Origin of the sequence: Pseudoalteromonas sp. S4741 (assembly GCF_005886135.1) — a bacterium.
Classification (GTDB): Bacteria; Pseudomonadota; Gammaproteobacteria; order Enterobacterales; family Alteromonadaceae; genus Pseudoalteromonas; species Pseudoalteromonas tetraodonis.
Genome location: NZ_PNCN01000085.1, coordinates 1 through 23,720, shown reverse-complemented (window position 1 = coordinate 23,720; position 23,720 = coordinate 1). Strand labels below are relative to the sequence as shown.

General features: G+C 41.6%; 23 protein-coding genes, 1 tRNA gene and 1 riboswitch. Of the genes, 17 read left to right on the top strand and 7 right to left on the bottom strand.

The window, feature by feature from the left end; genetic code table 11:
* Nucleotides 1-126 precede the first annotated feature (126 nt).
* Entirely contained in the window at nt 127-2,556 is a 2,430-nt protein-coding gene (locus CWC30_RS12620) for a zinc-dependent metalloprotease (protein ID WP_138627254.1), read from the top strand.
* Nucleotides 2,557-2,696: 140 nt separating this feature from the next.
* Nucleotides 2,697-3,470 carry a YggN family protein gene (locus CWC30_RS12615; RefSeq protein ID WP_008115461.1) on the top strand — a complete coding sequence of 258 codons (774 nt, stop codon included), beginning with the start codon at nt 2,697-2,699 and terminating at the stop codon, nt 3,468-3,470.
* A 134-nt stretch (nt 3,471-3,604) separates the two neighbouring features.
* Here the strand turns inward: CWC30_RS12615 and rsuA are convergent, their stop codons facing one another.
* Nucleotides 3,605-4,303: a 16S rRNA pseudouridine(516) synthase RsuA gene (rsuA, locus tag CWC30_RS12610; protein ID WP_036981158.1), complete on the bottom strand. Its 699-nt coding sequence runs from the start codon at nt 4,301-4,303 to the stop codon at nt 3,605-3,607.
* Nucleotides 4,304-4,361: 58 nt separating this feature from the next.
* Here rsuA and zapE point away from each other — a divergent pair, with 58 nt between their 5' ends.
* On the top strand, nt 4,362-5,471 hold the full coding sequence (gene zapE / locus CWC30_RS12605) for a cell division protein ZapE (protein WP_138627253.1): 1,110 nt from the start codon (nt 4,362-4,364) through the stop codon (nt 5,469-5,471).
* A 72-nt stretch (nt 5,472-5,543) separates the two neighbouring features.
* On the opposite strand, the gene galE is transcribed toward zapE, so the two are convergent.
* On the bottom strand, nt 5,544-6,560 hold the full coding sequence (gene galE, locus CWC30_RS12600) for a UDP-glucose 4-epimerase GalE (RefSeq protein WP_069438844.1): 1,017 nt from the start codon (nt 6,558-6,560) through the stop codon (nt 5,544-5,546).
* Between the two features lie 251 nt (nt 6,561-6,811).
* Between galE and CWC30_RS12595 the strand changes: the two genes are divergently transcribed.
* Nucleotides 6,812-7,297, top strand: a complete 486-nt coding sequence (locus tag CWC30_RS12595; protein WP_138627252.1) for a DUF3016 domain-containing protein — start codon at nt 6,812-6,814, stop codon at nt 7,295-7,297.
* Between the two features lie 55 nt (nt 7,298-7,352).
* Here the strand turns inward: CWC30_RS12595 and CWC30_RS12590 are convergent, their stop codons facing one another.
* Nucleotides 7,353-7,643 carry a hypothetical protein gene (locus tag CWC30_RS12590; protein ID WP_010390514.1) on the bottom strand — a complete coding sequence of 97 codons (291 nt, stop codon included), beginning with the start codon at nt 7,641-7,643 and terminating at the stop codon, nt 7,353-7,355.
* A 116-nt stretch (nt 7,644-7,759) separates the two neighbouring features.
* Here CWC30_RS12590 and CWC30_RS12585 point away from each other — a divergent pair, with 116 nt between their 5' ends.
* On the top strand, nt 7,760-7,969 hold the full coding sequence (locus tag CWC30_RS12585; RefSeq protein ID WP_036981174.1) for a hypothetical protein: 210 nt from the start codon (nt 7,760-7,762) through the stop codon (nt 7,967-7,969).
* On the opposite strand, the gene epmB is transcribed toward CWC30_RS12585, so the two are convergent.
* Nucleotides 7,966-8,979 carry an EF-P beta-lysylation protein EpmB gene (gene epmB / locus CWC30_RS12580; protein ID WP_138627251.1) on the bottom strand — a complete coding sequence of 338 codons (1,014 nt, stop codon included), beginning with the start codon at nt 8,977-8,979 and terminating at the stop codon, nt 7,966-7,968. The genes CWC30_RS12585 and epmB overlap by 4 nt on opposite strands.
* A 40-nt stretch (nt 8,980-9,019) precedes the next feature.
* Between epmB and efp the strand changes: the two genes are divergently transcribed.
* Both efp and epmA read left to right on the top strand, forming a co-directional pair.
* Nucleotides 9,020-9,586, top strand: coding sequence for an elongation factor P (gene efp, locus CWC30_RS12575; RefSeq protein ID WP_010390517.1), 567 nt, complete (start codon nt 9,020-9,022; stop codon nt 9,584-9,586).
* 60 nt (nt 9,587-9,646) lie between these two features.
* Nucleotides 9,647-10,621 carry an elongation factor P--(R)-beta-lysine ligase gene (gene epmA / locus CWC30_RS12570; RefSeq protein WP_069438847.1) on the top strand — a complete coding sequence of 325 codons (975 nt, stop codon included), beginning with the start codon at nt 9,647-9,649 and terminating at the stop codon, nt 10,619-10,621.
* Nucleotides 10,622-10,844: 223 nt separating this feature from the next.
* Here epmA and CWC30_RS12565 read toward each other — a convergent pair whose 3' ends face one another.
* Entirely contained in the window at nt 10,845-12,968 is a 2,124-nt protein-coding gene (locus CWC30_RS12565; protein ID WP_249929865.1) for a TonB-dependent receptor, read from the bottom strand.
* Nucleotides 12,969-13,052: 84 nt separating this feature from the next.
* Here CWC30_RS12565 and CWC30_RS12560 point away from each other — a divergent pair, with 84 nt between their 5' ends.
* The 8 genes from CWC30_RS12560 to CWC30_RS12525 all read left to right on the top strand — a co-directional run bounded on the left by CWC30_RS12560 (nt 13,053) and on the right by CWC30_RS12525 (nt 20,665).
* A complete protein-coding gene (locus tag CWC30_RS12560) occupies nt 13,053-13,451 on the top strand; it encodes an acyl-CoA thioesterase (protein ID WP_138627250.1) in 399 nt (132 codons plus the stop codon).
* A 115-nt stretch (nt 13,452-13,566) separates the two neighbouring features.
* Nucleotides 13,567-13,965: an META domain-containing protein gene (locus tag CWC30_RS12555; protein WP_283956818.1), complete on the top strand. Its 399-nt coding sequence runs from the start codon at nt 13,567-13,569 to the stop codon at nt 13,963-13,965.
* 98 nt (nt 13,966-14,063) lie between these two features.
* A riboswitch (TPP riboswitch) is annotated at nt 14,064-14,170 on the top strand.
* Nucleotides 14,171-14,310: 140 nt separating this feature from the next.
* Nucleotides 14,311-16,263, top strand: a complete 1,953-nt coding sequence (gene thiC / locus CWC30_RS12550; RefSeq protein WP_138627249.1) for a phosphomethylpyrimidine synthase ThiC — start codon at nt 14,311-14,313, stop codon at nt 16,261-16,263.
* 103 nt (nt 16,264-16,366) lie between these two features.
* The gene (locus CWC30_RS12545; RefSeq protein WP_036981187.1) at nt 16,367-17,368 is read left to right on the top strand and encodes an FAD-dependent oxidoreductase; all 1,002 of its coding nucleotides are present in this window, start codon (nt 16,367-16,369) and stop codon (nt 17,366-17,368) included.
* Between the two features lie 7 nt (nt 17,369-17,375).
* A complete protein-coding gene (gene thiS / locus CWC30_RS12540) occupies nt 17,376-17,570 on the top strand; it encodes a sulfur carrier protein ThiS (RefSeq protein WP_138627248.1) in 195 nt (64 codons plus the stop codon).
* 4 nt (nt 17,571-17,574) lie between these two features.
* The gene (locus tag CWC30_RS12535; protein ID WP_069438876.1) at nt 17,575-18,366 is read left to right on the top strand and encodes a thiazole synthase; all 792 of its coding nucleotides are present in this window, start codon (nt 17,575-17,577) and stop codon (nt 18,364-18,366) included.
* Nucleotides 18,367-18,378: 12 nt separating this feature from the next.
* Nucleotides 18,379-19,905 carry a thiamine phosphate synthase gene (thiE, locus tag CWC30_RS12530; protein ID WP_138627247.1) on the top strand — a complete coding sequence of 509 codons (1,527 nt, stop codon included), beginning with the start codon at nt 18,379-18,381 and terminating at the stop codon, nt 19,903-19,905.
* Between the two features lie 4 nt (nt 19,906-19,909).
* Complete coding sequence (locus CWC30_RS12525; protein WP_171034718.1) at nt 19,910-20,665, top strand: HesA/MoeB/ThiF family protein; 756 nt, start codon at nt 19,910-19,912, stop codon at nt 20,663-20,665.
* A gap of 106 nt (nt 20,666-20,771) precedes the next feature.
* On the opposite strand, the gene asd is transcribed toward CWC30_RS12525, so the two are convergent.
* Nucleotides 20,772-21,638, bottom strand: a complete 867-nt coding sequence (gene asd, locus CWC30_RS12520; RefSeq protein ID WP_171034716.1) for an archaetidylserine decarboxylase — start codon at nt 21,636-21,638, stop codon at nt 20,772-20,774.
* A 14-nt stretch (nt 21,639-21,652) separates the two neighbouring features.
* The gene (gene rsgA / locus CWC30_RS12515) at nt 21,653-22,711 is read right to left on the bottom strand and encodes a small ribosomal subunit biogenesis GTPase RsgA (protein WP_138627246.1); all 1,059 of its coding nucleotides are present in this window, start codon (nt 22,709-22,711) and stop codon (nt 21,653-21,655) included.
* A gap of 122 nt (nt 22,712-22,833) precedes the next feature.
* On the opposite strand from rsgA, the gene orn reads away from it, so the two are divergent.
* Both orn and CWC30_RS12505 read left to right on the top strand, forming a co-directional pair.
* Entirely contained in the window at nt 22,834-23,379 is a 546-nt protein-coding gene (gene orn / locus CWC30_RS12510; RefSeq protein WP_028834530.1) for an oligoribonuclease, read from the top strand.
* 147 nt (nt 23,380-23,526) lie between these two features.
* Nucleotides 23,527-23,602, top strand: a tRNA-Gly gene (locus tag CWC30_RS12505).
* The last annotated feature ends 118 nt before the right edge of the window (nt 23,603-23,720 follow it).

The following is a 23,720-nucleotide window of genomic DNA, read 5'->3' as shown; positions in this document are numbered from 1 at the left end:
ATCATAATGTGAGAGAGATTAGTTTAGAGCGCTGAAATTCGTCTTAAATAACTGTATTGTATAAATAACCCCCTTATAATGGGGTACCTACATCGCATTTAAAACGCTAATAACAAAGATAAGATTATGCAAAAAATATCACGATTAAGTTACATACTCTTTACTGTGCTGCTCTGTATGATAACCCAAGCGCACGCAGCAATTAAGTCTATTGACGAATTTACTGAAAAAATGAACCATTTCCCTGGTTATTTTTCTTTCTTTTACGATACCCAAAACGGCAATGTGTATTTAAAGGTCGATAAACTTGAACAACAATTTTTATTACAACACAGCTTACCTTATGGCGTTGGGTCTAACGACATAGGTTTAGATAGAGGCCAATTAGGCGGTACTTATTTAGTACAGTTTGAGCGCTTTGGCAATAAGGTGATGTTGCGCGCTGTAAATACTTACTACCGTGCTAACACTAGTAATATAGCAGAGCAGCAAAGCGTTAACGAAGCGTTTGCATCCAGTATTTTGGCGGGTTTTAAAGTTGTCGCGCAAGATGACAATGCTGCATTAATTGATTACACCCCCTATTTACTAAGCGATGTACATGGCGTAAGCCGAACTTTAGCTGCGCGCAAGCAAGGGCAGTTTAGCCTTGATGAGTCACGCAGTGCGGTATTTATGAATCGCTCAAAAGCATTTGTAAAAAATACTGAACTTGAAGCCATTCTCACCTTTAAAGGGTCTAAACCAGGTGAATATGTGCGCCAAGTGAGTGCTGACCCTTACGCTTTGAGTGTGCATATGCACCATTCACTTATTCAATTGCCTGATGATAATTACACACCTCGTAAATTTAGCCCGCAATCGGGTTATTGGAGTGTGGAGCATAAAAATTATGCAGCAGGGCTCGATGAGTCTATGTATGTGCGTTACATTCCGCGCCATCGTTTAGCAAAAAAAGATCCAAGCCTAGCAGTTAGTGAGCCAGTAGAGCCTATTGTTTATTACTTAGATCCTGGGGTACCTGAACCAGTAAAAACGGCTTTATTAGATGGCGGGCAATGGTGGAATGACGCTTTTAATGCTGCAGGCTATAAAAATGCCTTTAAAGTTAAAGTGCTACCAGATAATGCTGATCCTATGGATGTGCGCTACAACGTTATTCAATGGGTGCATCGCGCAACTCGTGGTTGGTCTTATGGCAGTTCAATTATAGACCCACGTACAGGTGAAATTATTAAAGGCCATGTGACACTAGGATCGCTACGAGTACGCCAAGATATTTTAATTGCTGAATCACTGGCGGCGCCTTATTTAAAAGGCAATGAAGTGGCAAGCACTTTACATGCAATGGCACTTGATCGTATTCGTCAACTCAGTGCTCACGAAATTGGTCATACACTGGGTATTGCGCACAACTTTGCTGCGTCAGTAAATAATCGTGCTTCGGTGATGGACTATCCGCATCCGTTGTTAAGTTTTGCTGATAATGGTCAGTTAAATGTATCTGATGGTTATGCTAAAGGTATGGGCGCATGGGATAAGCAAGTGATCAAATATGGCTACAGCGACTTTACCGGACAAGATGAAAGCGCAGCACTCGCTGCTATTTTACAGCAAAATAAAGCGCAAGGTTTGGCGTTTATTTCTGACAGTGATGCCCGTGCCAAAGGTGGGGCGCACCCTACAGCGCACCTTTGGGATAACGGTAGTAATCCAAGTGAAGAATTACTTAGAGTGCTTGATGTGCGAAAGCAGGCGCTTGGGCAGTTTGGTATTAATAATATAAAAACTGGGGTTGCGCTATCGCAATTGGAAGAAAAGCTAGTACCGCTTTATTTGTTCCACCGTTATCAAGTTGAAGCGGTTGCTAAGCTTATCGCGGGCGTTGATTATGACTATGAGATACGCAGTGATGCACCCGTTAAAGGCGCCCAAGTTGTAACTAAAGAGGCTCAACAACAAGCGGTTAATGCCATTTTAGCGACCCTAAAAGCAAGCAACTTAACGCTTCCAGAGTCGATACTTTCCTTAATCGTACCTAAAGCGTATGGCGAGTCTAAATCACGAGAAAGTATAGTGGGGCGTACCGGCTTAACCATGGATGCACTTGCATTGCCTGAAGTCGCCGTGCAGCATAGTTTATCGCTATTACTAAATGCTCAACGATTAAACCGATTAGCGCAGCAACAAGCACGTGATAACCGCTTTTATAGCCTAGATGAGTTACTTAAACAGTTAAATAAGCAGGTGTTTAACGTATCAGCGCCTGCCACCATGACAGGAAAAGTAACGCAACGAGTACAGTACCTAACGGCAAAAACCATGGCTGATCTTGTGGCTAACGACGGTTTAAGCCCTGAAGTGCAAGCGCAACTACATTTCTATTTAAGCAAGCTTGCTGATGAGTTTAATCAACACTCTTTACTGAGCCATCCTGAAGTAGGTGACAGCGCATTTAAAGACTATTTAGCGGCGCAAATTAATCAGTTTTTAACAACAGGCCAGTGGCCTGATAATTTTAAAGCCCTGCCAATACCACCAGGCTCACCTATTTAATAGTACAAGCCAGAGGATAAAGGCGCTGTGTAAACGTTACGTTTCATGGTGCCTTGTTTTTAGGGTGTTACTTTTGCTTGCATAAAGTTGGTTTTTTGTTAATCTTAGCCACCCCCTATTTTAGTCTTTTTGAGGTGTTTATGGCGTTTTTATCTCGTTCGATATTGGCGTTATCAATGGCACTTTTAAGCTGCAATGCAATCGCACAAAAACAATGTGATGTTGAACTTCGTCATGGTTTAATTATTACCGATGATGTGATCCGTATTGTTGATAAAGGCCAAACCAGGGTGCAAATTAACAATAATAATCAACTGTTTATTCGAGGCTACTGGGTCGATTTAAGTACCGACGAAAGTAAAGTGCTAGAACAATTTAGCAATGGTATTCGTCAAACGGTGCCAGAGCTGGTCGATTTAGCGACTGATGGCGTAAACCTTGGGCTTAGTGCTATTGAGCATGTTGTTGAGGGCATGTCAGATAAAGAACCCGAAGTGCTAAAAACGCAATTACAATATGTAGAGCGTGCACTTATGGATAAGTTTAAGCGTGGCGACGACTTCTTTTTTATAGCCCCTCAATCGCTTTCCCAAATTGATGATTTTTTTACTAAAGAAATTAGCCAAAAAATACACTCTGCAGTACATGGATCTTTAGGCGCTATTTTAATGTCGCTCGGGGATGCGTTTAAATCTCGAGAAGGCAATATAGAAGACCGCATGAACGACATGGGGCAACGCATGGATATCATCACTAAAGAAATCGATAAGTCGTTGCAGAAAAAAGCCCATCAATTAGAACTTAAAGCCTCTGAATATTGTGAATGCTTAAACTCTTTAGATATTACTGAATCTCGTCTGCAAGCGATTGTACCCGGAATGACAGACTTTGATTTAGTACAAATTAAATCGTAAGATCAGGTGTTAAACGCCAGATTTCAGACAGATATTAAGCAAGATTATTAAAGGCAACGAGCAGCGAACCTAGAGCGGCAGATGAACAGCCCGAACCTCGTGGCCCGAAGCCATTTCCTAACACCTAAACAGCCTTACAGTTTTATCTCTGCGGCGGTTAGTGGGCGGTATTCACCTGCAGCCAAATCTTCACCTAACTTTATACCCGCAATTTGTTCACGATGTAGTTCAACCACTTTGTTATCTACCGCTGCTAGCATACGTTTTACTTGGTGATACTTCCCCTCAGAAATAGACAAGCGTAAACCGTAACTGCCCAAGCGTTCAGCAATAGCAGGGCGAGTTAAATCTTTTTCATTGTGTAACTGCACACCGTCGCGTAGTTGTTTAAGTGCATCGTCGGTAATCGGTTCTTGGGTTTCGACTAGGTAGGTTTTAAACTTATTCTTTTTCGGCGAGGTAATTTTGTGTGACCAGTCGCCATCATTAGTAATAAGCACTAGGCCAGTGGTGTCTATGTCTAAACGCCCAGCAATGTGAAAGTCGGCCATGTTTGGCTCATCGAGTAAGTCAAATACGGTTTTGTGTAACTCATCTGAATTAGCGCACACATAACCTACCGGCTTATTGAGCATAAAGTAGCGTTTACCTAAAAAAACTAATGGCTCGTCATAAAACAGCACGTCATCTTGTTGAGTAACTTGAAAGTCAAATGCCGTGATCACCTCGCCATTAACGCAAGCCACTTGGCTTTTTATTGCTGCGCGGGCTTTTGAGCGTGGTATCTCTGCTAAATGGCTAATAAATTTATCTAAACGGCAAGGAAATTTCATGTTGTTCACATTTTTAGTCGGCTACAATGGCCGCGAGTATAGCGGATAGTGAAATACCATGACAGAGCCCAGCACAGAAATTTTAAGCCTGTACCATAGCAAGGTTTCATCAGGAGAGCTTGATTTCGATGCGGCGCAGCACCTAGCAGTGAGTGCGTTACAGTCTTTAAGTGAGCAATTAAATCAGCCTGCAAGTTGGTGGCAAAAAGCACCTTTAATTAAGGGAATATATTTATATGGCCCGGTTGGTCGGGGTAAATCTATGTTGATGGATTTATTTTATGAAAACTTACCCACAGAGAAAAAGCAGCGCCTGCATTTTCATCATTTTATCGAAAAAGTTCATGCTCAACTAGCCAAGTTACAAGGGGATAAAAATCCGCTACAAATAATAGCTAAACAGTGGGCCAAAGAGATAAAGGTACTGTGCTTTGATGAGTTTTTTGTTAGTGATATTGGTGATGCCATGATTATGGCTCGGTTATTTAACGCTTTGTTTGAACAAGGCGTGGTACTAGTCGCAACCTCTAACACAAAACCCGAGCAACTTTATTACAACGGTTTGCAACGCGCGCGATTTTTACCAACTATCGATTTAATAAATGCGCATTGTCATGTAATTAACGTAGCGGGGGAGGAAGACCACCGCTTCAGGTACGGTAGAAGCAGTCGTCATTATTTTATTAACTTGCCCGATGCTGAATTTGAGGCTAGGTTTTTATCCGCATACCCTCAAGCAACGCGTGATAATACAATGACTGTGCATGGCCGAACACTTCCCTATTTATTAAAAACTAACGATGCACTACTGATTGATTTTATGGCACTGTGCTCAGGTCCTCGCAGCGCCAATGACTATATGTTTTTAGCAGAACAGTTTTCGGTAGTATATATCGCGAATGTGCCAATAATGGGCAAAGAAGCAACCGGTAAGATTATTGTGCATGGTATAGAAGATAGCTATCAGCGAGAAAAGCAGCAATTGGATGAGCATACGCTCGATGATGAAGCACGGCGTTTTATTGCCTTAGTCGATGAGTTTTACGATTGCCACAAATTACTAGTAATTAATGCCCAAGCCGACATAAACGAGTTATACCAAGGTAAAAAGTTATGTTTTGAATATGCGCGAACCCAGTCACGGATTGTAGAAATGCAAAATTGGTAAGTACAACATTAAAACACCGCATTTAATTTAAATGCGGTGTTTTAATTTTAAGCTGATAACTTAAAGAAGCCTTTACGACTTATATCCATTTGGATTATTTGATTGCCAGCGCCAAGTATCTTGCATCATGACATCAATACCACGCTCAGCTTGCCAACCTAGTTCACTAAGGGCTTTTTCTGGCGCAGCATAACAGGCTGCAATATCACCTGGGCGACGAGGTGACACCGCATAAGGGATTGCTTGGTCGCTAGCCTTAATAAACGCATTGACCATTTGTAATACTGAATAGCCGTTACCTGTACCAAGGTTATAAACAAGCGCACCGGTTTCTGCGGCTATTTTATCAAGTGCTTTTAAATGCCCTAGGGCTAAATCTACAACGTGAATGTAATCACGAACGCCAGTACCATCAACCGTATCATAATCGTCGCCAAATACAGCAAGTTGCTTTAATTTGCCAACCGCAACTTGTGAAATGAAAGGCAATAAATTATTAGGAATACCATTAGGGTCTTCACCAATCAAACCTGACTCATGTGCACCGACAGGATTAAAGTAGCGCAAAATAGCAAACGCGAAGCGCTCATCTGATTTAGCGATATCTTGCAACATCATTTCAACCATTAGTTTTGACGTACCATATGGGTTGGTTGTACCGCCAACGGGGAAGTCTTCGCGTATTGGTAAGCTTGCTGGGTCGCCGTATACAGTGGCGGATGAGCTAAATACCAGTTTGAATACACCCGCATCACGCATAGCATCAACGAGTGTTAGTGTACCTTGTACATTATTTTGATAATACTCAATGGGTTTTACGACCGATTCTCCCACGGCTTTTAGGCCAGCAAAATGAATCACACTTTCAATGGTATGCTTGGCAAACACCGAGTCTAAAAAGGGTTTATCTAAAATATCACCTTGATAAAAAGTAATTGCTTTACCGGTTATTTTTTTCACTCTCTCAAGTGACTCTTCAGAGGAGTTACTTAAGTTATCGATAACGATAACGTCGCTGCCTTGCTGTAAAAGTTCTAAAACGGTGTGTGAGCCAATATAGCCTGCGCCACCGGTTACTAAAATTGCCATGAATGCTCCTTGGAAACCTGTGTTCAATTACCCTAATTTCACCATAAATAATGAGTTTTTACATGTATTATTTTGTTTGTTTTGCAATCGTAACATCGCAAGCTGTACTTTTGATTACATTTTGTGCAATTTTAATAACACCTCAGCGTAAAGATTAAGTTATAGTTCATATGTAATTGCTAAAGTGATGTATAGCAATTTGTAAAATATTCAATTGATCACAATGATCAAAATACTCGTTGGAGAAACGTATGAACTTAGTTAAAAAAATAGCAATGTTGATGTGTATTGCGCTACCGAGTGTTGTTTGCGCGGGTGAGGCTCAAGTGAAATGGCATGACTTTAATGATTATCGCGATGTACGCCCATCCAACCAAACTAAAGGCTCATACCATAAGCAAATAGCCAAAAGTATTGATGAACACTTTGCAAAGCTCAGCGAGCAACTTCCTAAAAATTACAGTTTAAAAATTGAAGTAACCGATTTAGATTTAGCCGGAGACGTACGCTATGGCGGTGTTAACGAAATCCGAGTGGTTAAACCTATTCACTTTCCACGCATTGAATTTAATTATGTGCTTAGTGATGAAAGTGGCGTTGTCGCACAAGAAGATAATGTAAGTTTAAAAGATATGGGCTTTATGGATAAAATTAAAGTGGGTCGAGACGAAGCATTTTACTATGAAAAACGCTTACTAACAGAGTGGTTTGGTGAACAAATCTTACCGCGAATCTAGCTAATACTGCAAAGCATCTACTTTAGTAGATGCTTTGTAAGTAAGTCGCTCATTTTTATTTAAAGGTCGCTAACAAGGTTAGTAAATTTTGTAGTTTAATAACCGCTTGTTTTAGTTTTTCTTCATCCAAACCGTCGCTCGATAAGCTTTCTACATCAGCGGCAACGTCTAAAACATAAGGCTTAAAGCGTTTAGCTTCGAAACTAAATCCAGCGTCCTCGGCAAATAAGGCTTTAAATTTTCCGTGACCTTGCTGTTGTAACTCATCGAGTTTTTTGTCAGCGTCAAGTGCCTGACGGTAAACAATTTTTAAGTTGGCGTTGAGTTGTTCAATTATAGAATCCATGGTTTTCCTAAAGCTTAGTGCAATGTTGCCGATAAATACTTAAGTGGGTTGGTAAAGTAATTTACCAATTCAGCAACTATAATACGTGTATTACAGTTAAAAGTCAGGTGTGAGTTATGAATATATCAGGTGGAAATCTACCTACAATGCCTGGTGCAGGCCAAGGCGCAGAAGTATTAACTGCTGCTTTATCTAAAAAGCAACAGCAAGCTGATGGTGCCGCTGCACTGGCACTTATTGAAGGCGCTACACAATCTTCAAGTGCGCAAACACCGGCTAAGTCGGTCACTGCAACACTTGGGAATAATATAAACGTTTATGTTTAAACTAATTTGAGGTCGATAGGGGTTTTACTTTTTTGACCTCCTATTTCCCGAACTAGTTTAGGCACCAAAAATCCAGGCAGGGCTTTTAGTAGCTCGGCCTGAATTTTTATTGCTTGTTGTTCATCAATATCAAAATGACTTGCGCCCTCTACTTTATCTAGTAAGTGTAAGTAATAAGGCAATACATTTGCATCAAACAACGCTTCACTTAAGTTTATTTGCGCATCAACTGTATCGTTCACATCTTTTAAAATAACCGCCTGGTTTAACAGTAGCACATCTGCTTTTTTGAGCATGTTCATGGCATTTTTAAAGTCATTATCTATTTCGTTTGCATGGTTAATATGATTAACGAATATAATTTTTAATGGTGACTTTGCTAATCTTTCACATAATTGCTCAGTGATACGTGCAGGAATAACCACAGGCAAGCGGCTGTGTATGCGCATGCGTTTAATTTGTGGTATTTGCTCAAGCTCATCTAAAAACCAGCTAATAGCATCGTCTTTGGCCATTAGTGGATCGCCACCACTTAAAATCACTTCGTTAATATTTTTATCCGATTTTATATAGCTTAATGCATCAATAAGGCTACGTTTATTCAGTTGGTTTTCTTGATAAGGAAAGTGGCGTCTAAAGCAGTAGCGGCAATTTACTGCACAACCGGTTTTAAACATGACTAAAACACGCGATTTATATTTATGTAACAGACCCGGTTGATTGTTATCTTGCTCAAGTAACGGGTCTTTATTAAACCCCGACTTAGTTAAAAACTCTTGATGGCGGGGCATAACTTGCAGCAATAAAGGGTCATTTTCATCGCCGTGACGAATTTTTTTTATAAAAGGCAATGGCACACGAACAGGGAACAAGCTACGAGCTTTTATGTCGTTTTCATGGACTTGGCTCGATAAACCAACCATTTCTAGCAACACTTTTGGGCAGGTAACTACATTTACTAATTCTTTTTGCCAGTTTTTATGCAAATTTGCTTCATTTCTTTGTATCATTGGCACGTAGATTACTCGAAAAATATAAATAGAGGAAACGATGGCGAATTATAGCACCAACGAGTTCAAGGGCGGCCTAAAAATTATGATGGACGGCGAACCTTGCAGTATCTTAGAAAATGAAATGGTAAAACCGGGTAAAGGCCAAGCGTTTAACCGAGTTCGTATCCGTAAGCTTATCTCTGGCAAGGTACTTGAAAAAACCTTTAAATCGGGTGAATCGGTTGAAGGTGCTGATGTAATGGATACCGATTTAGCGTACCTATACACAGACGGTGAATTTTGGCATTTCATGAACAACGAAACATTTGAACAAATCGCAGCTGATGAAAAGGCACTGGGCGATGCTGGCAAATGGTTAGTTGAAAACGATGTTTGTACTATTACATTATGGAACGGCAGCCCAATTGCAGTAACTCCACCAAACTTTGTTGAGCTTGAGATCACTGAAACCGACCCTGGCCTTAAAGGTGATACAGCAGGCACGGGTGGTAAACCAGCAACGCTTAGCACAGGTGCTGTAGTACGTGTTCCATTATTCGTACAAATTGGCGAAGTAATTAAAGTAGACACTCGTAATGGTGAATACGTGAGCCGTGTTAAGTAAGCAGTAACACGCCTTATTAATTAAATCCCGGCTTAAGCTGGGATTTTTTTTGGAGAAAATATGTCAGCTGATCTTTGGGCGCCGAGTGCCAGTATAGAAATACTTAAGCAACGCGCAACAATTATGCGCAGCATTCGAGAATTCTTTTATGTTCGTAATGTAATGGAAGTCGAAACACCGAGTTTAAGTGCTGCCAGTGTAACCGATGTACATTTAGCCAGCTTTAATACTACATTTGTAGGCCCAGGTCATGCTGGTGGGCTTCCCCTGTTTTTGCAAACATCTCCAGAGTTTGCGATGAAACGCTTGTTAGCAGCCGGCTCAGGCGCTATTTTCCAGCTTTGTAAGGCATTTAGAAATGAAGAAGCGGGTAGTCATCATAATCCTGAATTTACTATGCTTGAATGGTATCGTCCTGGGTTTGACGAATTTGCTTTAATGGACGAAATAGATGAGCTCATGCAGCTCATTCTTGAGGTTGCGCCTGCAGAGCGCGTTACCTACCAAAAGGCATTTGAACGCGCTTTAGGGGTCGATCCATTAACTGTATCTATCACGCAGTTACAACAACTCGCATGCGAACATGGCTTTGCTGATATTGCTAAAAACGAGACTCATAAAGATACCTTGCTGCAATTATTATTTTGTATGAAAGTAGAGCCAACAATAGGGCAAGATAAGCCATGTTTTGTGTATCACTTTCCGGCATCACAAGCGGCACTGGCACAAATTTGTGAACACGATCAGCGAGTAGCAGGGCGCTTTGAGCTTTATTATAAAAATATGGAACTGGCTAACGGCTTTAATGAACTCACTAATGCTAAAGAACAAGAAAAAAGGTTTAACGAAGACAACGCCTACCGTGCTGCTAACGGCTTAAAACAAGTACCTATGGATACGCGTTTAATTGCCGCATTAGAGCATGGTTTAGAGCAATGTGCAGGGGTTGCATTAGGGATTGATAGACTCGTGATGCTAGCAACCAATAAACAAAAAATAAAAGAAGTGATTGCGTTTGATGTAGCCAGAGCTTAGGTGAATTATCGCTTCGGGTTGCCGGCGACGAGCTTCGGGCGGCGGGATTCGAGCTGATGTGCGTTCCCCGCCAAAACCTGAAAGCTACATTTTTAACTGTACTTTGCTTTAACTATTTGGATTGCGTGCGCTGCAGCAAGCTACTCGCCTACACAAAACTAAAACACCGCGTTTGCATTAAACGCGGTGTTTTTAAATCCCTAACTGACAACTGGTAGCTGTATTACAAGTTGAGTGTAAACGTAACGCCGGCCACACGTGGCTCACCTAGTTGAATGTAAGTTTGACTTGTATAACCATCTAACGGGTTGTTACCAAATTCAAAACCGCGAGTTGGAACGGTTTCATCAAACACATTACGTGCCCAAGCACGAACAGCCCAGTTTTCTGCTTCGTAGCCAAGGCTTACATTCACTAAGTTTGTGTTTGGAGCTTTTGCATTATGGCTGTCTGAGAAGTAATAATCATCTTTACCTTCAACACCTAACATAGCATATAGCTCATCAGTAACATTGTAGCGTGCACTAAATGCGTATTGATATTTAGGCGCTTGTGCTTGCTCACGGCCATCTTGGTTTAAGCCTGATTTAGTGACAAAGTCGTTTATTTTCGTATCTAAATAGCCAGCACTACCACTAATGAGTAAATTATCAGTAAGTAAGTAGCTGCCTTCAATTTCAAGACCGTAGTTGCTGCCAGAGCTGGCATTGGCGACATAACCGGTAAATTGTTGATCTGATACTTGCCACGACTTTAATTGAATATTATCGCGGTGCATATAAAACGCCGCTAAGCGCAGGGTAAACTTGTCATCTAGCGATGAACCTTTAACGCCAAACTCACCACTCCACAAGTACTCTGGATCAAAGCTGGTATGCTGTTTGAAAAAATCAGCATCTAAGCTTAAACCTTCATCTTTTGCTTTTGCTAGCGCTTCTGAATTAATACCACCAGCTTTATAACCACGAGTAATACTTGCGTAGATCATAGTGCGATCAATTACTTGGTATTCAAGTGCAACCTTACCACCAACCATTACGTCATCAGTTTCTTCAATAAAGCCGTTACTATCGGTGTAATCACCTTGATATTGTTCTACACGTAAACCCGTGATTAACGTAGTTTTTGGGCCAATCGGGGTTGCAACTTGGCCATAAATCGCAGTATTACTTACTTCATATCTAGAGTTGAAATTTTGATACTCAGAAAATTTTCTACGTTGGCGGTCAAGATCTATATCACGCTCTTGATAATACATGCCTAAAACCCAATCTTTTGACTTTCCGTTAAGTTGCAGCTCAACGGCTCTATCATCACGATCACGATAATAAGCATCTTCATAGCTGTAACCCAAAGGATTTAAGCCCGCTGCACATAATTGTGGCTCGCTCGGATCGTTACATACCCAATCTTCATCAAAGCTGTAAAGTAGTTCTGTATCAATAGCTGAAAGGTTTAAGCTCATATCAAAAGCGTCAAAACCAGTGTAAATATTATTCAGGCCAATAGCATAACTTTGTTGATTATCTTCGCCTGGTTGATCAGCAAGGCTGTTGCGAGAATTATCAAGAGTAAATGCATCGTAGCCGTTATTAATATCAATATAATGCAGGTTAAGTTCTGAATTTAAATGAGCTGTGAGTTGGCTGTTTAATTTAAAGCGTGCAACTTGCTCATCTTGATCTTGAGTGGGTTTATCTAAATAAAGATTATCGACGTAGCCGTCAGACTTTCTGCGAAAGTAGCTAACGCGGGCACTGGTGTCATCTGTTAAACCGGTACTAGCAGCAAGGCCTGCTTCGTGGCTGTTATAAGTGCCAGCGCCTAAATGTAATTTTAAGCTAGGATCGCTGGTTGCACTAGCTGATTGCATTTGGATCATGCCCGCCATGCCATCTGCACCAAAACGTGTACCTTGAGGACCGCGATAAATTTCTACTTGGTCAATATCAAACAATAATGAACTACCACCTAAGCCTGAATAATTAATACCGTCAATTACTAAGCCCACAGATGGGTTTATCGGGTCAACAAACTGCGAGCGTAAACCGACACCGCGAATTTGAATATAACGACCGCGAGACGCACCAGCAGCAAAGTTTACGTTGGCTGCACTGGCTAACATTTCGTCTAAATACGTTGCACCACGTTGATTCATTTCATTTTCAGAAAATAAGCTGGCACTGGCGCTTAATGTTTGAATGCTTTCTTGCTGAAAGTCACCGGTAACAATGATTTTCTCTAGCTCGGTGTCATCTGCGTTAGCATATATAGGTGCTGCGAGCAGGGGTAATAACGTGGCTGTAATTAAAGACAAACGTAAGTTCATTAGGTTACTTAACTCCATTTTAGGGACTTGTATGGTAGCAATTATTTCAACACTTGTGCTATAAACGCGGCAATTATACGTTAAATAATTGGGATTACTAATATGACCTTTAAAGTAGACTTTAAGGTACGCGACTACGAATGTGACTTACAAGGTATTGTGAATAACAGTGTTTATTTTAATTATCTTGAGCACGCTCGCCACGAATTTTTATACGCACACGGCGTTGATTTTGCACAACTTGCGAAAGATAAAATTAACTTAGTAGTGATACGCAGTGAAATGGATTACAAACATTCCCTACTACCAGGGGATGAGTTTTATGTGGCGGTAGAGCCTGTGCGTATTAGTCGTCTTAAGTTTGCATTTAAACAAACGGTAGTGCGCAAACTAGATGAAAAAGTGATGCTCAATGCCTTAGTTATTGGTACATCGGTTAATGAGAAAGGTCGTCCATTTTTACCACCACAGATAGATAACTTATTCCAAGCCGTTGCATAGTTTTAAATAGCATGAATTTTAAACAAAAATTTACATTTAAAATATGCATTTTTAACGGATAAACCTGACAAATATTGATACTATTACATTAATTAGACAATAAGTTAGTAGTAACATGAAATTAGCAGCAATACCGATGCTCGTAATCGGTTTATGTGTTGGTTGCGCATCAACAGGGACAGTTACCACTGAGCAGCTAAAATATACACAATGGCAATTATCAAAGGTTGATGATTTGGCTATTCCCGCGTCCTTTAAAGCATCAATGAGTTTTATAGAAGCGCTACAAATAAACGGCTTTGCCGGATGTAATAAGTTTTTTGGTGAAGGCTCACTTGAAGACAGTAGCCTGAGCGTAAGCAAATTAGGTATGACACGTAAATCATGCGGCCCTGAACTGGATGAGTTTGAACAACAGTTTTTACAAGCTCTGCAGCAAGGTGCAGTGCTTAACATGCAAGACCAAACATTGGTGATGCAAGGCGAGCAAAAATTTGTGTTTATCCCAAAATAATTTTTGAGTTTTGAAAAACAGCCCCTTGCAGGGAATTTTCAACTGACGTACACTCATCGCAGATTTGATCAAAACATTATCAAATCAACGAACAATTCAAATACTTGTCGGAGTGCCTAAGTTTTATTTAGGCTGAGATCGCGAAAGCGGGATCCGTGAACCTGATCAGGTTAATACCTGCGTAGGGAACAAGCTGCCTAACTAGGACGCTTGTGCGTCTTTTTTTATGCGCACAAAAAAGCAACATCCGTTTTAGGCCGCAAAGTCGCATAAAGCACTTTACGATCTTTCTCTATTCCTCAGCGGAATATCTGACAAGACAACCCTTTAGCAATGAGGTAAGTCATGTCAAATACAACAAATAAAGCCACCCGTCGCGAAACTCGTGCGGCCGCATCAGATTATATTTATAACCTTACAGGGCAACCATTCCCAAGTTCTCATAAAGTGTATGTTGAAGGCACGCAAGAAAATGTACGTGTGGGTATGCGTGAAATCACATTGAGCGATACTTTTATTGGTGGTGATGAACAAAACCCAGTGTATGAGTCAAATGCACCACTGCGTGTTTACGATACATCAGGCCCATATACCGACCCTGAATTTAAATTGGATGTGCGCAAGGGACTTAATAAATACCGTGAACAATGGATTGAGAGCCGTAATGATACCGAAGTACTCGAGTCGGTAACCTCACAGTTTGCACAGCAGCGTATGGCTGATGATGGGCTAGATCATATTCGCTTTGAACACCTTCCAAAAATACGCCGTGCAAAAGCAGGTAAAAATGTCACCCAAATGCATTATGCTCGCCAAGGAATAGTCACCCCAGAAATGGAATATGTAGCGATACGTGAAAACATGGGGCGCGCGCAAATACGTGAAGAGTTATTAGCTGCGCAGCATAAAGGGGAGTCGTTTGGCGCGAGTATCCCTGAGTTTATTACTCCTGAATTTGTGCGTGCTGAAATAGCGCGTGGTCGCGCTATTTTACCTAACAACATTAATCATCCAGAAACCGAACCTATGATTGTTGGTCGCAACTTTTTAGTTAAAGTAAATGCCAATATTGGTAATTCATCAGTCGGTTCATCTATCGAAGAAGAAGTTGAAAAAATGGTGTGGTCAACCCGTTGGGGCGCCGACACTGTAATGGATTTATCAACTGGACGTTACATTCACGAAACCCGTGAATGGCTAGTGCGTAATTCGCCAGTCCCTATTGGTACTGTACCCATTTATCAGGCCCTTGAAAAAGTAAACGGTGTAGCGGAAGACCTAACCTGGGAAATATTCCGCGATACCTTAATTGAACAAGCAGAGCAGGGAGTTGACTACTTTACTATTCATGCCGGCGTGCTTTTGCGCTATGTGCCTATGACAGCAAAACGCGTAACCGGTATTGTGTCGCGCGGTGGCTCAATTATGGCCAAATGGTGTTTAGCGCACCATAAAGAGAACTTTTTATACACGCACTTTGAAGATATTTGTGAAATTTTAAAACAATACGATGTGTGTTTTTCACTAGGCGATGGCCTTCGCCCGGGCTCTATTGCCGATGCCAACGATGAAGCGCAATTTAGTGAGCTTCGTACCTTAGGCGAACTGACTAAAATAGCTTGGAAGCATGATGTACAAGTGTTCATAGAAGGCCCTGGGCATGTGCCTATGCATATGATCAAAGCCAATATGGAAGAGCAACTTAAACATTGTGATGAAGCACCGTTTTATACCTTAGGCCCACTCACCACCGATATTGCCCCAGGGTACGACCATATAACCTCAGGGATTGGGGCTGCGCAAATAGCTTGGTATGGCTGTGCCATGCTGTGTTATGTAACACCGAAAGAACATTTAGGTTTGCCAAATAAAGAAGACGTTAAAGAAGGCCTTATCACCTATAAAATTGCCGCTCATGCCGCCGATTTAGCCAAAGGTCACCCCGGTGCACAAGAGCGAGACAATGCTTTATCAAAAGCACGCTTTGAATTTAGATGGCACGACCAATTCAACATTGGTTTAGACCCTGTTCGCGCTCGTGAATATCATGATGAAACACTGCCGCAAGAATCAGGAAAAGTAGCCCACTTTTGCTCCATGTGTGGTCCTAAATTTTGTTCGATGAAAATAACCCAAGAAGTACGTGACTACGCCAAAGATCTAAAAGCGCGCGGTATTGATCCTAATAACGTAGGTGATGCCATTGAAATCAAAATGGTTGATGTAGAGGCCGAGATGAAAGCCAAATCTGAAGAGTTTAAGCAAACAGGCTCAGAGATTTACCATAAAGCAATATAAAATAGGCTGCGAGTTGCGAGCATCGAGTAGCGAAATGTTTATCTTAACATCTTGTTGCTCGAAGCCGGAGATCCGCAGCGCGCAGCTAAATGTAGGAGTGTTTATGTTTTATGACATTGCTGTGGTGGGCTTTGGTTTAGCAGGGCGGTTGGCGGCGCTTGAATTAAGTAAGCAGCACCGTATTACTGTATTTGAAGCTGATGATGAGCATACCCAAAATAGTGCGGGTAAAGTGGCGGCGGCTATGCTGGCACCGCTAGCTGAATCGGTTATGTGTGAACATGATTTAGCGCTATTGGGAGTAGATTCTATTGCTCGCTGGCCTGCTATTTTAGATGAGTTAAACAGTGAGGTGTTCTTTCAACAGCAGGGCACCTTGGTGGTTGCTCATACGCAAGATAAAGCCGACTTACAAAGTTTTGCACAGCGAATAAAGCCGTTACTAAATTTTAGTGCCAAAGCGGTTAATGCGCAGCAAATAGCGGATTTAGAACCTGAGCTTACAGGGCGTTTTAATCAAGGGCTATTTTTACCCGGTGAAGGACAAATTGATAATCAGGCTTTTTATAAAGCCAGTTTTAAAACCCTCAATAAACGTAAAGTAAAGTTTGTATTTAATCAACGCGTCAGTATTTTTGATAATAAAGTGAATAATCGAGAGTTTGATTACATTATTGATTGCAGAGGGCTTGGAGCCAAGCAAGAACAGCCACTTCGAGGTGTGCGCGGGGAAGTGGCAAGGTTATACGCCCCTGAGGTTAACTTAACGCGGCCTGTGCGGTTAATGCATCCGCGTTACCCTATTTATATTGCACCTAAACCTAATCATGAATATGTCATAGGGGCAACGGAGATCGAATCGCAAGATACAGGTCCTGCAACTGTGCGCTCAACCCTTGAACTATTATCGGCGGCCTACACCGTTCACAGTGGTTTTGCCGAAGCGCGATTATTAAATATTCAAACAGGCTTACGCCCAGCGTTTAGCGATAATCGCCCACAGGTAAAAAAAACGAGCAAGGTTATCAGTATCAATGGCTTGTATCGCCACGGTTATATGTTGGCCCCCGCGCTTGTGGCACAAGCATTATCGCAAATAGAGTGAGTATTAAATGAACATTACAATTAATGGTGAGCCTTTAAATGTGACTAGCCAAGCGCTGCTGGAAATAGTAAAAAACGTGGGTGCAATAGCGCCTTATGCCGTGGCTGTAAATGGAGAGTTTATTCCTCAGAGTCGCCATAGCCACGTTGTTATAAATGAAGGTGACAGTATTGAGTTATTGTCACCTATCCAAGGTGGATAGTGCTATGCAAAGCAAAGACTGTTTAACAATTTATGGTGAGCCAATCAATAGCCGCTTGTTAATTGGATCTGCGTTATACCCATCACCAGATATAATGACGCAATCAATTAAAGCCTCAGGTGCTGAAATAGTCACCGTGTCACTTAGACGACAGCAAAATGCGGCAGCAGGGAATGATTTTTGGCAATTAATTAAAAACACCGGTTTAAAAATACTGCCTAATACTGCCGGATGCCACAGTGTCAAAGAGGCTATTAACCTAGCTAAAATGTGCCGAGAAGTATTTGCTACCGATTGGATAAAACTTGAATTAATAGGCGATGATTATAATTTACAGCCCGATCCATTTGCATTACTTGAAGCCACAAAAATATTGATTGATGATGGGTTTAAAGTACTGCCTTATTGCACTGATGATTTAGTGCTGTGTCAGCGCTTGAATGAATTAGGCTGTGAGGTGCTAATGCCTTGGGGCGCGCCTATTGGCACCGGTAAAGGATTGTTAAATAGTTATAATTTAAAAACCATTAGAGAGCGCCTGCCTAATACAACATTAATTGTTGATGCCGGGTTAGGTTTACCATCGCATGCCTGCCAAGCACTTGAATTAGGATATGATGCGGTATTATTAAATTCAGCCATTGCAGGAGCGGGTTGCCCAGTGACTATGAGCCGTGCATTTAAAGTTGCGGTAGAAGCAGGGCGCTTTGCATACAATGCCAAAGCAATGCCCGAAAAAGACGTTGCAACCCCCTCAACCCCAACAATGGGTATGCCATTTTGGCATCAGCAGTAAGGAAATAAAAATATGACAAACGTAGTGTGGACAATTGCTGGCTCTGATTCTGGCGGCGGCGCGGGTATTCAAGCCGATATCAAGGCAATGCAAAGTTTTGGTGTACATGCTTGTACAGCAATCACCGCGCTTACCGCTCAAAATAGCTTAGGTGTAGAGGCCATTAATGCAGTGTCTACCGATATTATTGAATCTCAGTTGCTTGCACTTGAAAAAGACATGAAAGCCAAAGTGATAAAAATTGGCATGCTTGCTAATGTGCAGCAAATTCAGTTAATTAGTGAGCACATAAGCCACTACAAAACCAAATGGCCAACCCCGCCGGTTATTGTGTATGACCCTGTGGCTATTGCCTCAAGCGGTGACTTACTAACAGAAGAAGACACCGTAAGCGCAATAAAAGAATGTTTATTACCGCTGGTGGATGTAATTACCCCAAATACCCACGAAACACAGTTATTAACGGGTGTGTATTTAATTGGCCCTGCAGCGATTAAAGAAGCGGCGAGTAAGCTGATGGCGTGGGGCGCAAAAGCGGTGGTGATTAAAGGCGGACATTGGGATTACCCAAGCGGGTATTGCATTGATTACTGCACACAAAACGGTGAAGACTATTGGCTAGGTAATGAAAAAATTCAAGTTCCTCATAGCCATGGTACAGGGTGCAGTATGGCGTCGGTAATTGCTGCGTGTCTTGCAAAAGACTACCCGTTAAAAGATGCGTTTATTTTAGCTAAAGCCTATATAAACCAAGGTTTAAAGCAATCAGTTCGCTATGGCGAGGGTATAGGGCCCGTCGCACAAACGCAGTTTCCTACCGATTTAGCGCATTACCCTCAGGTGATTGAACCGGGTAGCTGGTTAGGTGATGAGTTGGATTTTGATGTGCCGCTTGATTTTAATATGGCTGCTGATTTTGCAGCCTGTGAAAGTAAAAAGCTTGGCCTCTATGGCGTGGTTGATAGCATTGAATGGCTAGAAAAGTGCTTACAGCAAGGAATTAAAACAGCTCAGCTTCGTGTTAAAAATAAAACGCAGAATGAGCTAGATGAACTGATTGCCAAAGCGGTCACCTTGGGTGAGCAGTATAATGCGCAGGTATTTATAAATGATTACTGGCAACTTGCCATCAAACATGGCGCCTATGGGGTGCATTTAGGGCAAGAAGACTTAGAGAGTGCAAGCTTAGTTGCTATAAAAGAAGCAGGCCTGCGACTTGGTCTCTCTACCCATGGGTTTTATGAAATGCTACGCGCGCATAATTATCGCCCAAGCTACATGGCGTTTGGTGCTATTTACCCAACGACGACCAAAGACATGACAGGGCAAATACAAGGGCTTGAAAAGCTCAATAAATTTGTACCGCTTATGCAGAGTTACCCTACAGTCGCTATTGGCGGTATTGATTTAAGCCGCGCAACTGAAGTAGCAAATACGGGGGTTGGTAGCGTAGCTGTGGTACGTGCCATTAGTGAAGCGTCTGATCATGTTTCAGCAATTCGATCACTGCAAACCGCGATTAATACAAAACATGACTGATACGTTGCAAACGTTAAATGACAAAGAAACCTTGCGTTATAGCCGCCATATATTACTTGATGAAGTGGGGCTTAACGGGCAGTTAATGCTGAAACGTTCAACGGTTGCCGTAGTTGGTGCAGGTGGCTTAGGTAGTCCTGCGCTGCTGTATTTAGCGGCAGCTGGCATTGGGTCGCTTATTTTAATTGATGACGATGTAGTTGAACTGTCTAACTTGCAGCGCCAAGTGCTCTATAAAGTAAATCATTTGGGGCAAAACAAAGTTCGCGCGGCTAGAAAAGTGCTTGCGAGCCTTAACAATCAAATAAATATAATAACCCACACTCAAAAGCTGGATGATACCAACAGTGCGTTGCTCTTAAAAAACGCCGACATAGTGCTTGATTGCTCTGATAACTTTAGTACCCGTTATGCGGTTAATCGCTATTGCATTGCTAAAAACACTCGCTTAATTACAGGGGCTGCGCTGGCAACTCAAGGGCAATTAATGGGGTTTGATTTTAGACAAAGTGACAGCCCATGTTACGGCTGTGTTTTCCCTCAAAGTAGCGATGCACCGGTTATAAATTGTAGTAATGCCGGGGTAATTAGCCCTTTACTTGGGATTGTTGGGTCAATGCAGGCACAATTAACCCTCAATATGTTGTTAGGTCATTTTAAGGGGAATGTGTTTATAACGTTTGACGCATTAAGCTTAAAGCAACAGCATTTTAAGATGACTAAGGATTTAGCGTGTAAAGAGTGTGGCGGGTATGAGTAATGAAAAGCTTGGCTTTTAACGTGAGTAAGCTCTACGTTTACAAGAAAACACCGCGGTTATTGAAAATAAACGCGGTGTTTTTTTAAGCTCGAACTGACACTACCTATTAATCATCAATTTTTGCAAAGGCAGTGCCTAAACGAGTAACTACCTCTGGGAATTGATCGTCTAATATTTCTGCTTTGTTCGCACCCCATGCAAGTACAACCGTTGAGCCTAATTTAAAGCGACCCATTTCTTCCCCTTTCTTAAGGGTGATCGCGTTTTCGCCTTTAGTTGGGTAGTTCCAGCTAAACACATCACTGTCAGCTGGTGGAGTCACTGTGCCAGCCCAAATAGTTTCTATGCTGGCAACAATGGTTGCGCCTACCAAGACCATAGCTAAAGGACCAATTTCAGTTTCAAAAATAGCCACTACACGCTCGTTACGGGCAAATAAATTTGGTACGTTTTGAGCGGTAAGTGGGTTTACTGAAAATAAATCGCCCGGTACATAAATCATTTTGCTTAGCGTGCCATCAATTGGCATATGAATACGGTGGTAATCTTTTGGGGCTAAGTAAATAGTTGCAAATTTACCGCCTAAAAACGGGGTTGTGTCGTCTTGTGATCCACCTAACAATGCTTGTAAGCTGTAATCGTGGCCTTTAGCTTGAATAAGTTGACCATCAACAATGTCGCCTAGCTGGCTAATTGCGCCGTCTACTGGATGAATAATAATATCGTCATCTTCAACCATAGGACGCACACCGTCTTTTAACGGACGGGTAAAAAATTCATTAAAGCTTTTGTAATGAGCCGGATCTGAATATTTAGCTTCGCTCATATCTATTTTATATTGTTTAATAAATAATTTAATTAATGTGGTTGTTAACACACCGGCTTTTGCTGCAGCAAGTTTACCTACCACACGAGAAATAAAGTGTTTTGGCATGGCATACTGCATGGCGATTTTAAATTTATCTAAACTCACAGGTTATTCCCTTATTATACGCGGGGCGCACGAGCGCCTGCACGGCCATCGGCCATAGTTTCTAAAATACGGTGGTAGCTTTCAAAGCGTAATTTTGAAATATCGCCATCGGCTACCGCTTGTTTAATTATACAGCCCGGATCGTTTAAATGTTTACAATCTCTAAACCGGCATCCGCCTATAAATTCTCTAAATTCTTTAAAGCACCAAGTGACGCGTTCAACATCTAAATGCCATAGGCCAAATTCACGAATCCCCGGTGAGTCAATTAAATTACCCCCGCTCGGTAAATGATGAAGGCGTGATACCGTGGTGGTGTGCTGGCCAAGCCCGCTGTTTTCAGATACTTCTTTAGTCAAAATTTCAGCATCCGGCAGTACAGTGTTAACTAAGGTAGATTTACCCACGCCACTTTGACCAACAAAAATATTGTTTTTGCCCGCAAGTACTTCTTTTAACTCATTAATGCCTTCGCCAGTTATATTACTAACTAGCAGCACCTGATAATTAAGCTTACGGTAAATGTCGAGGATTTGTTGTATTTCGTTTAAACTAGCCTCATCAATTAAATCAATTTTATTCAGTACTAAAATGGGTTCGATACCCATGTCTTCACAGGCAATTAAATAGCGGTCAATAATGCTCGGGGTAAACTCTGGCAGTACCGCTGAAACCATTAAAATTTGATCAATATTAGCGGCAATCACTTTAACCCCATCATAAAAATCGGGGCGCGTGAGTTGTGAACGGCGCTCTTGAGTTGCTTCAATAACACCCGCTAAATCACCTGCACTTACTTTTGCACGGCGAAACAATACTTCATCGCCGCAAACCAAGTTCGATACGGTACGACGAATATTACAACGTAATACATCACCGTTTTGTGTTTCTACATCGGCATGTTGTCCAAAGCGGCTAATAACAATCGCATTTTCCAGTTGACCTAAATTATCTGTTTGCCATTCTTGCGCGCCGACTTTTGCCGGTTTTGTATCGGCATTCGATAAGCGCTTTTGATGATTGGCCTTGATCCTTCGGGATTGGCCTTTACTTAATTTTTTCTGTTTTGCCACTTGAGGCCTATAACCTGAGTTAAATGCCGAGTTTGCCAAAAAAAGCTTTAGCTCGACGGTTGATGCTAATATGATATATCGAAATGCGTTGGATCTAAAGAAAAGCACCGTTTAAGGTAATTATGACTATTAATAAATCAAATTTAATTTGGCTCGATCTGGAAATGACCGGACTTGAACCAGAGACTGACAAAATACTTGAAATTGCAACTGTTGTCACTGACGCTGATCTGAATATATTAGCCGAAGGTCCAACCATTGCCATTCATCAAAGTGATGAACTACTTGATGGTATGGATGAGTGGTGTACAACTCAGCATGGCAAATCAGGGCTTACAGCGCGTTGTAAGGCAAGTACTTTCGATGAAGCTTATGCCGTTGATCAAACCCTCGCGTTTTTAAAGCAATGGGTGCCAGCGGGTGCTTCACCTATGTGTGGTAACTCGATTGGCCAAGATCGCCGTTTTATGAATAAGTATATGCGTGAGCTTGAAGACTTTTTTCATTACCGTAATTTAGATGTAAGTACCATTAAAGAACTTGCTCGTCGTTGGAAACCAGATGTATTGGCTCAAGTGAATAAAAAAGGGTCACATTTAGCGTTAGACGACATTAAAGATTCGATTATGGAATTAAAGGTTTACCGAGAAAAGTTTTTTAATTTATAAAAAATACTTGCAAAGCACCCTAATTATTGTAGAATCCTGCCCCGCTCAAGACGATAACCCCCGCGGGGTTAGTGTGTTTGAGCTTAAGTTAAAGATTCAAGGTTAAAGGAACAAGGTTTAATATTGATAGAACCTAGAACCTAGAATGCGGCACTAGCTCAGTTGGTAGAGCGCGACCTTGCCAAGGTCGAGGTCACGAGTTCGAGCCTCGTGTGCCGCTCCAATTTCTCACCAAAAGAAATTGTAGTAGAAATAAAGATTCAAGATGAAAGGAACAAGGTTTAATTTTGACAGAACCTAGAACCTAGAACCTAGAATGAGGCACTAGCTCAGTTGCCAGA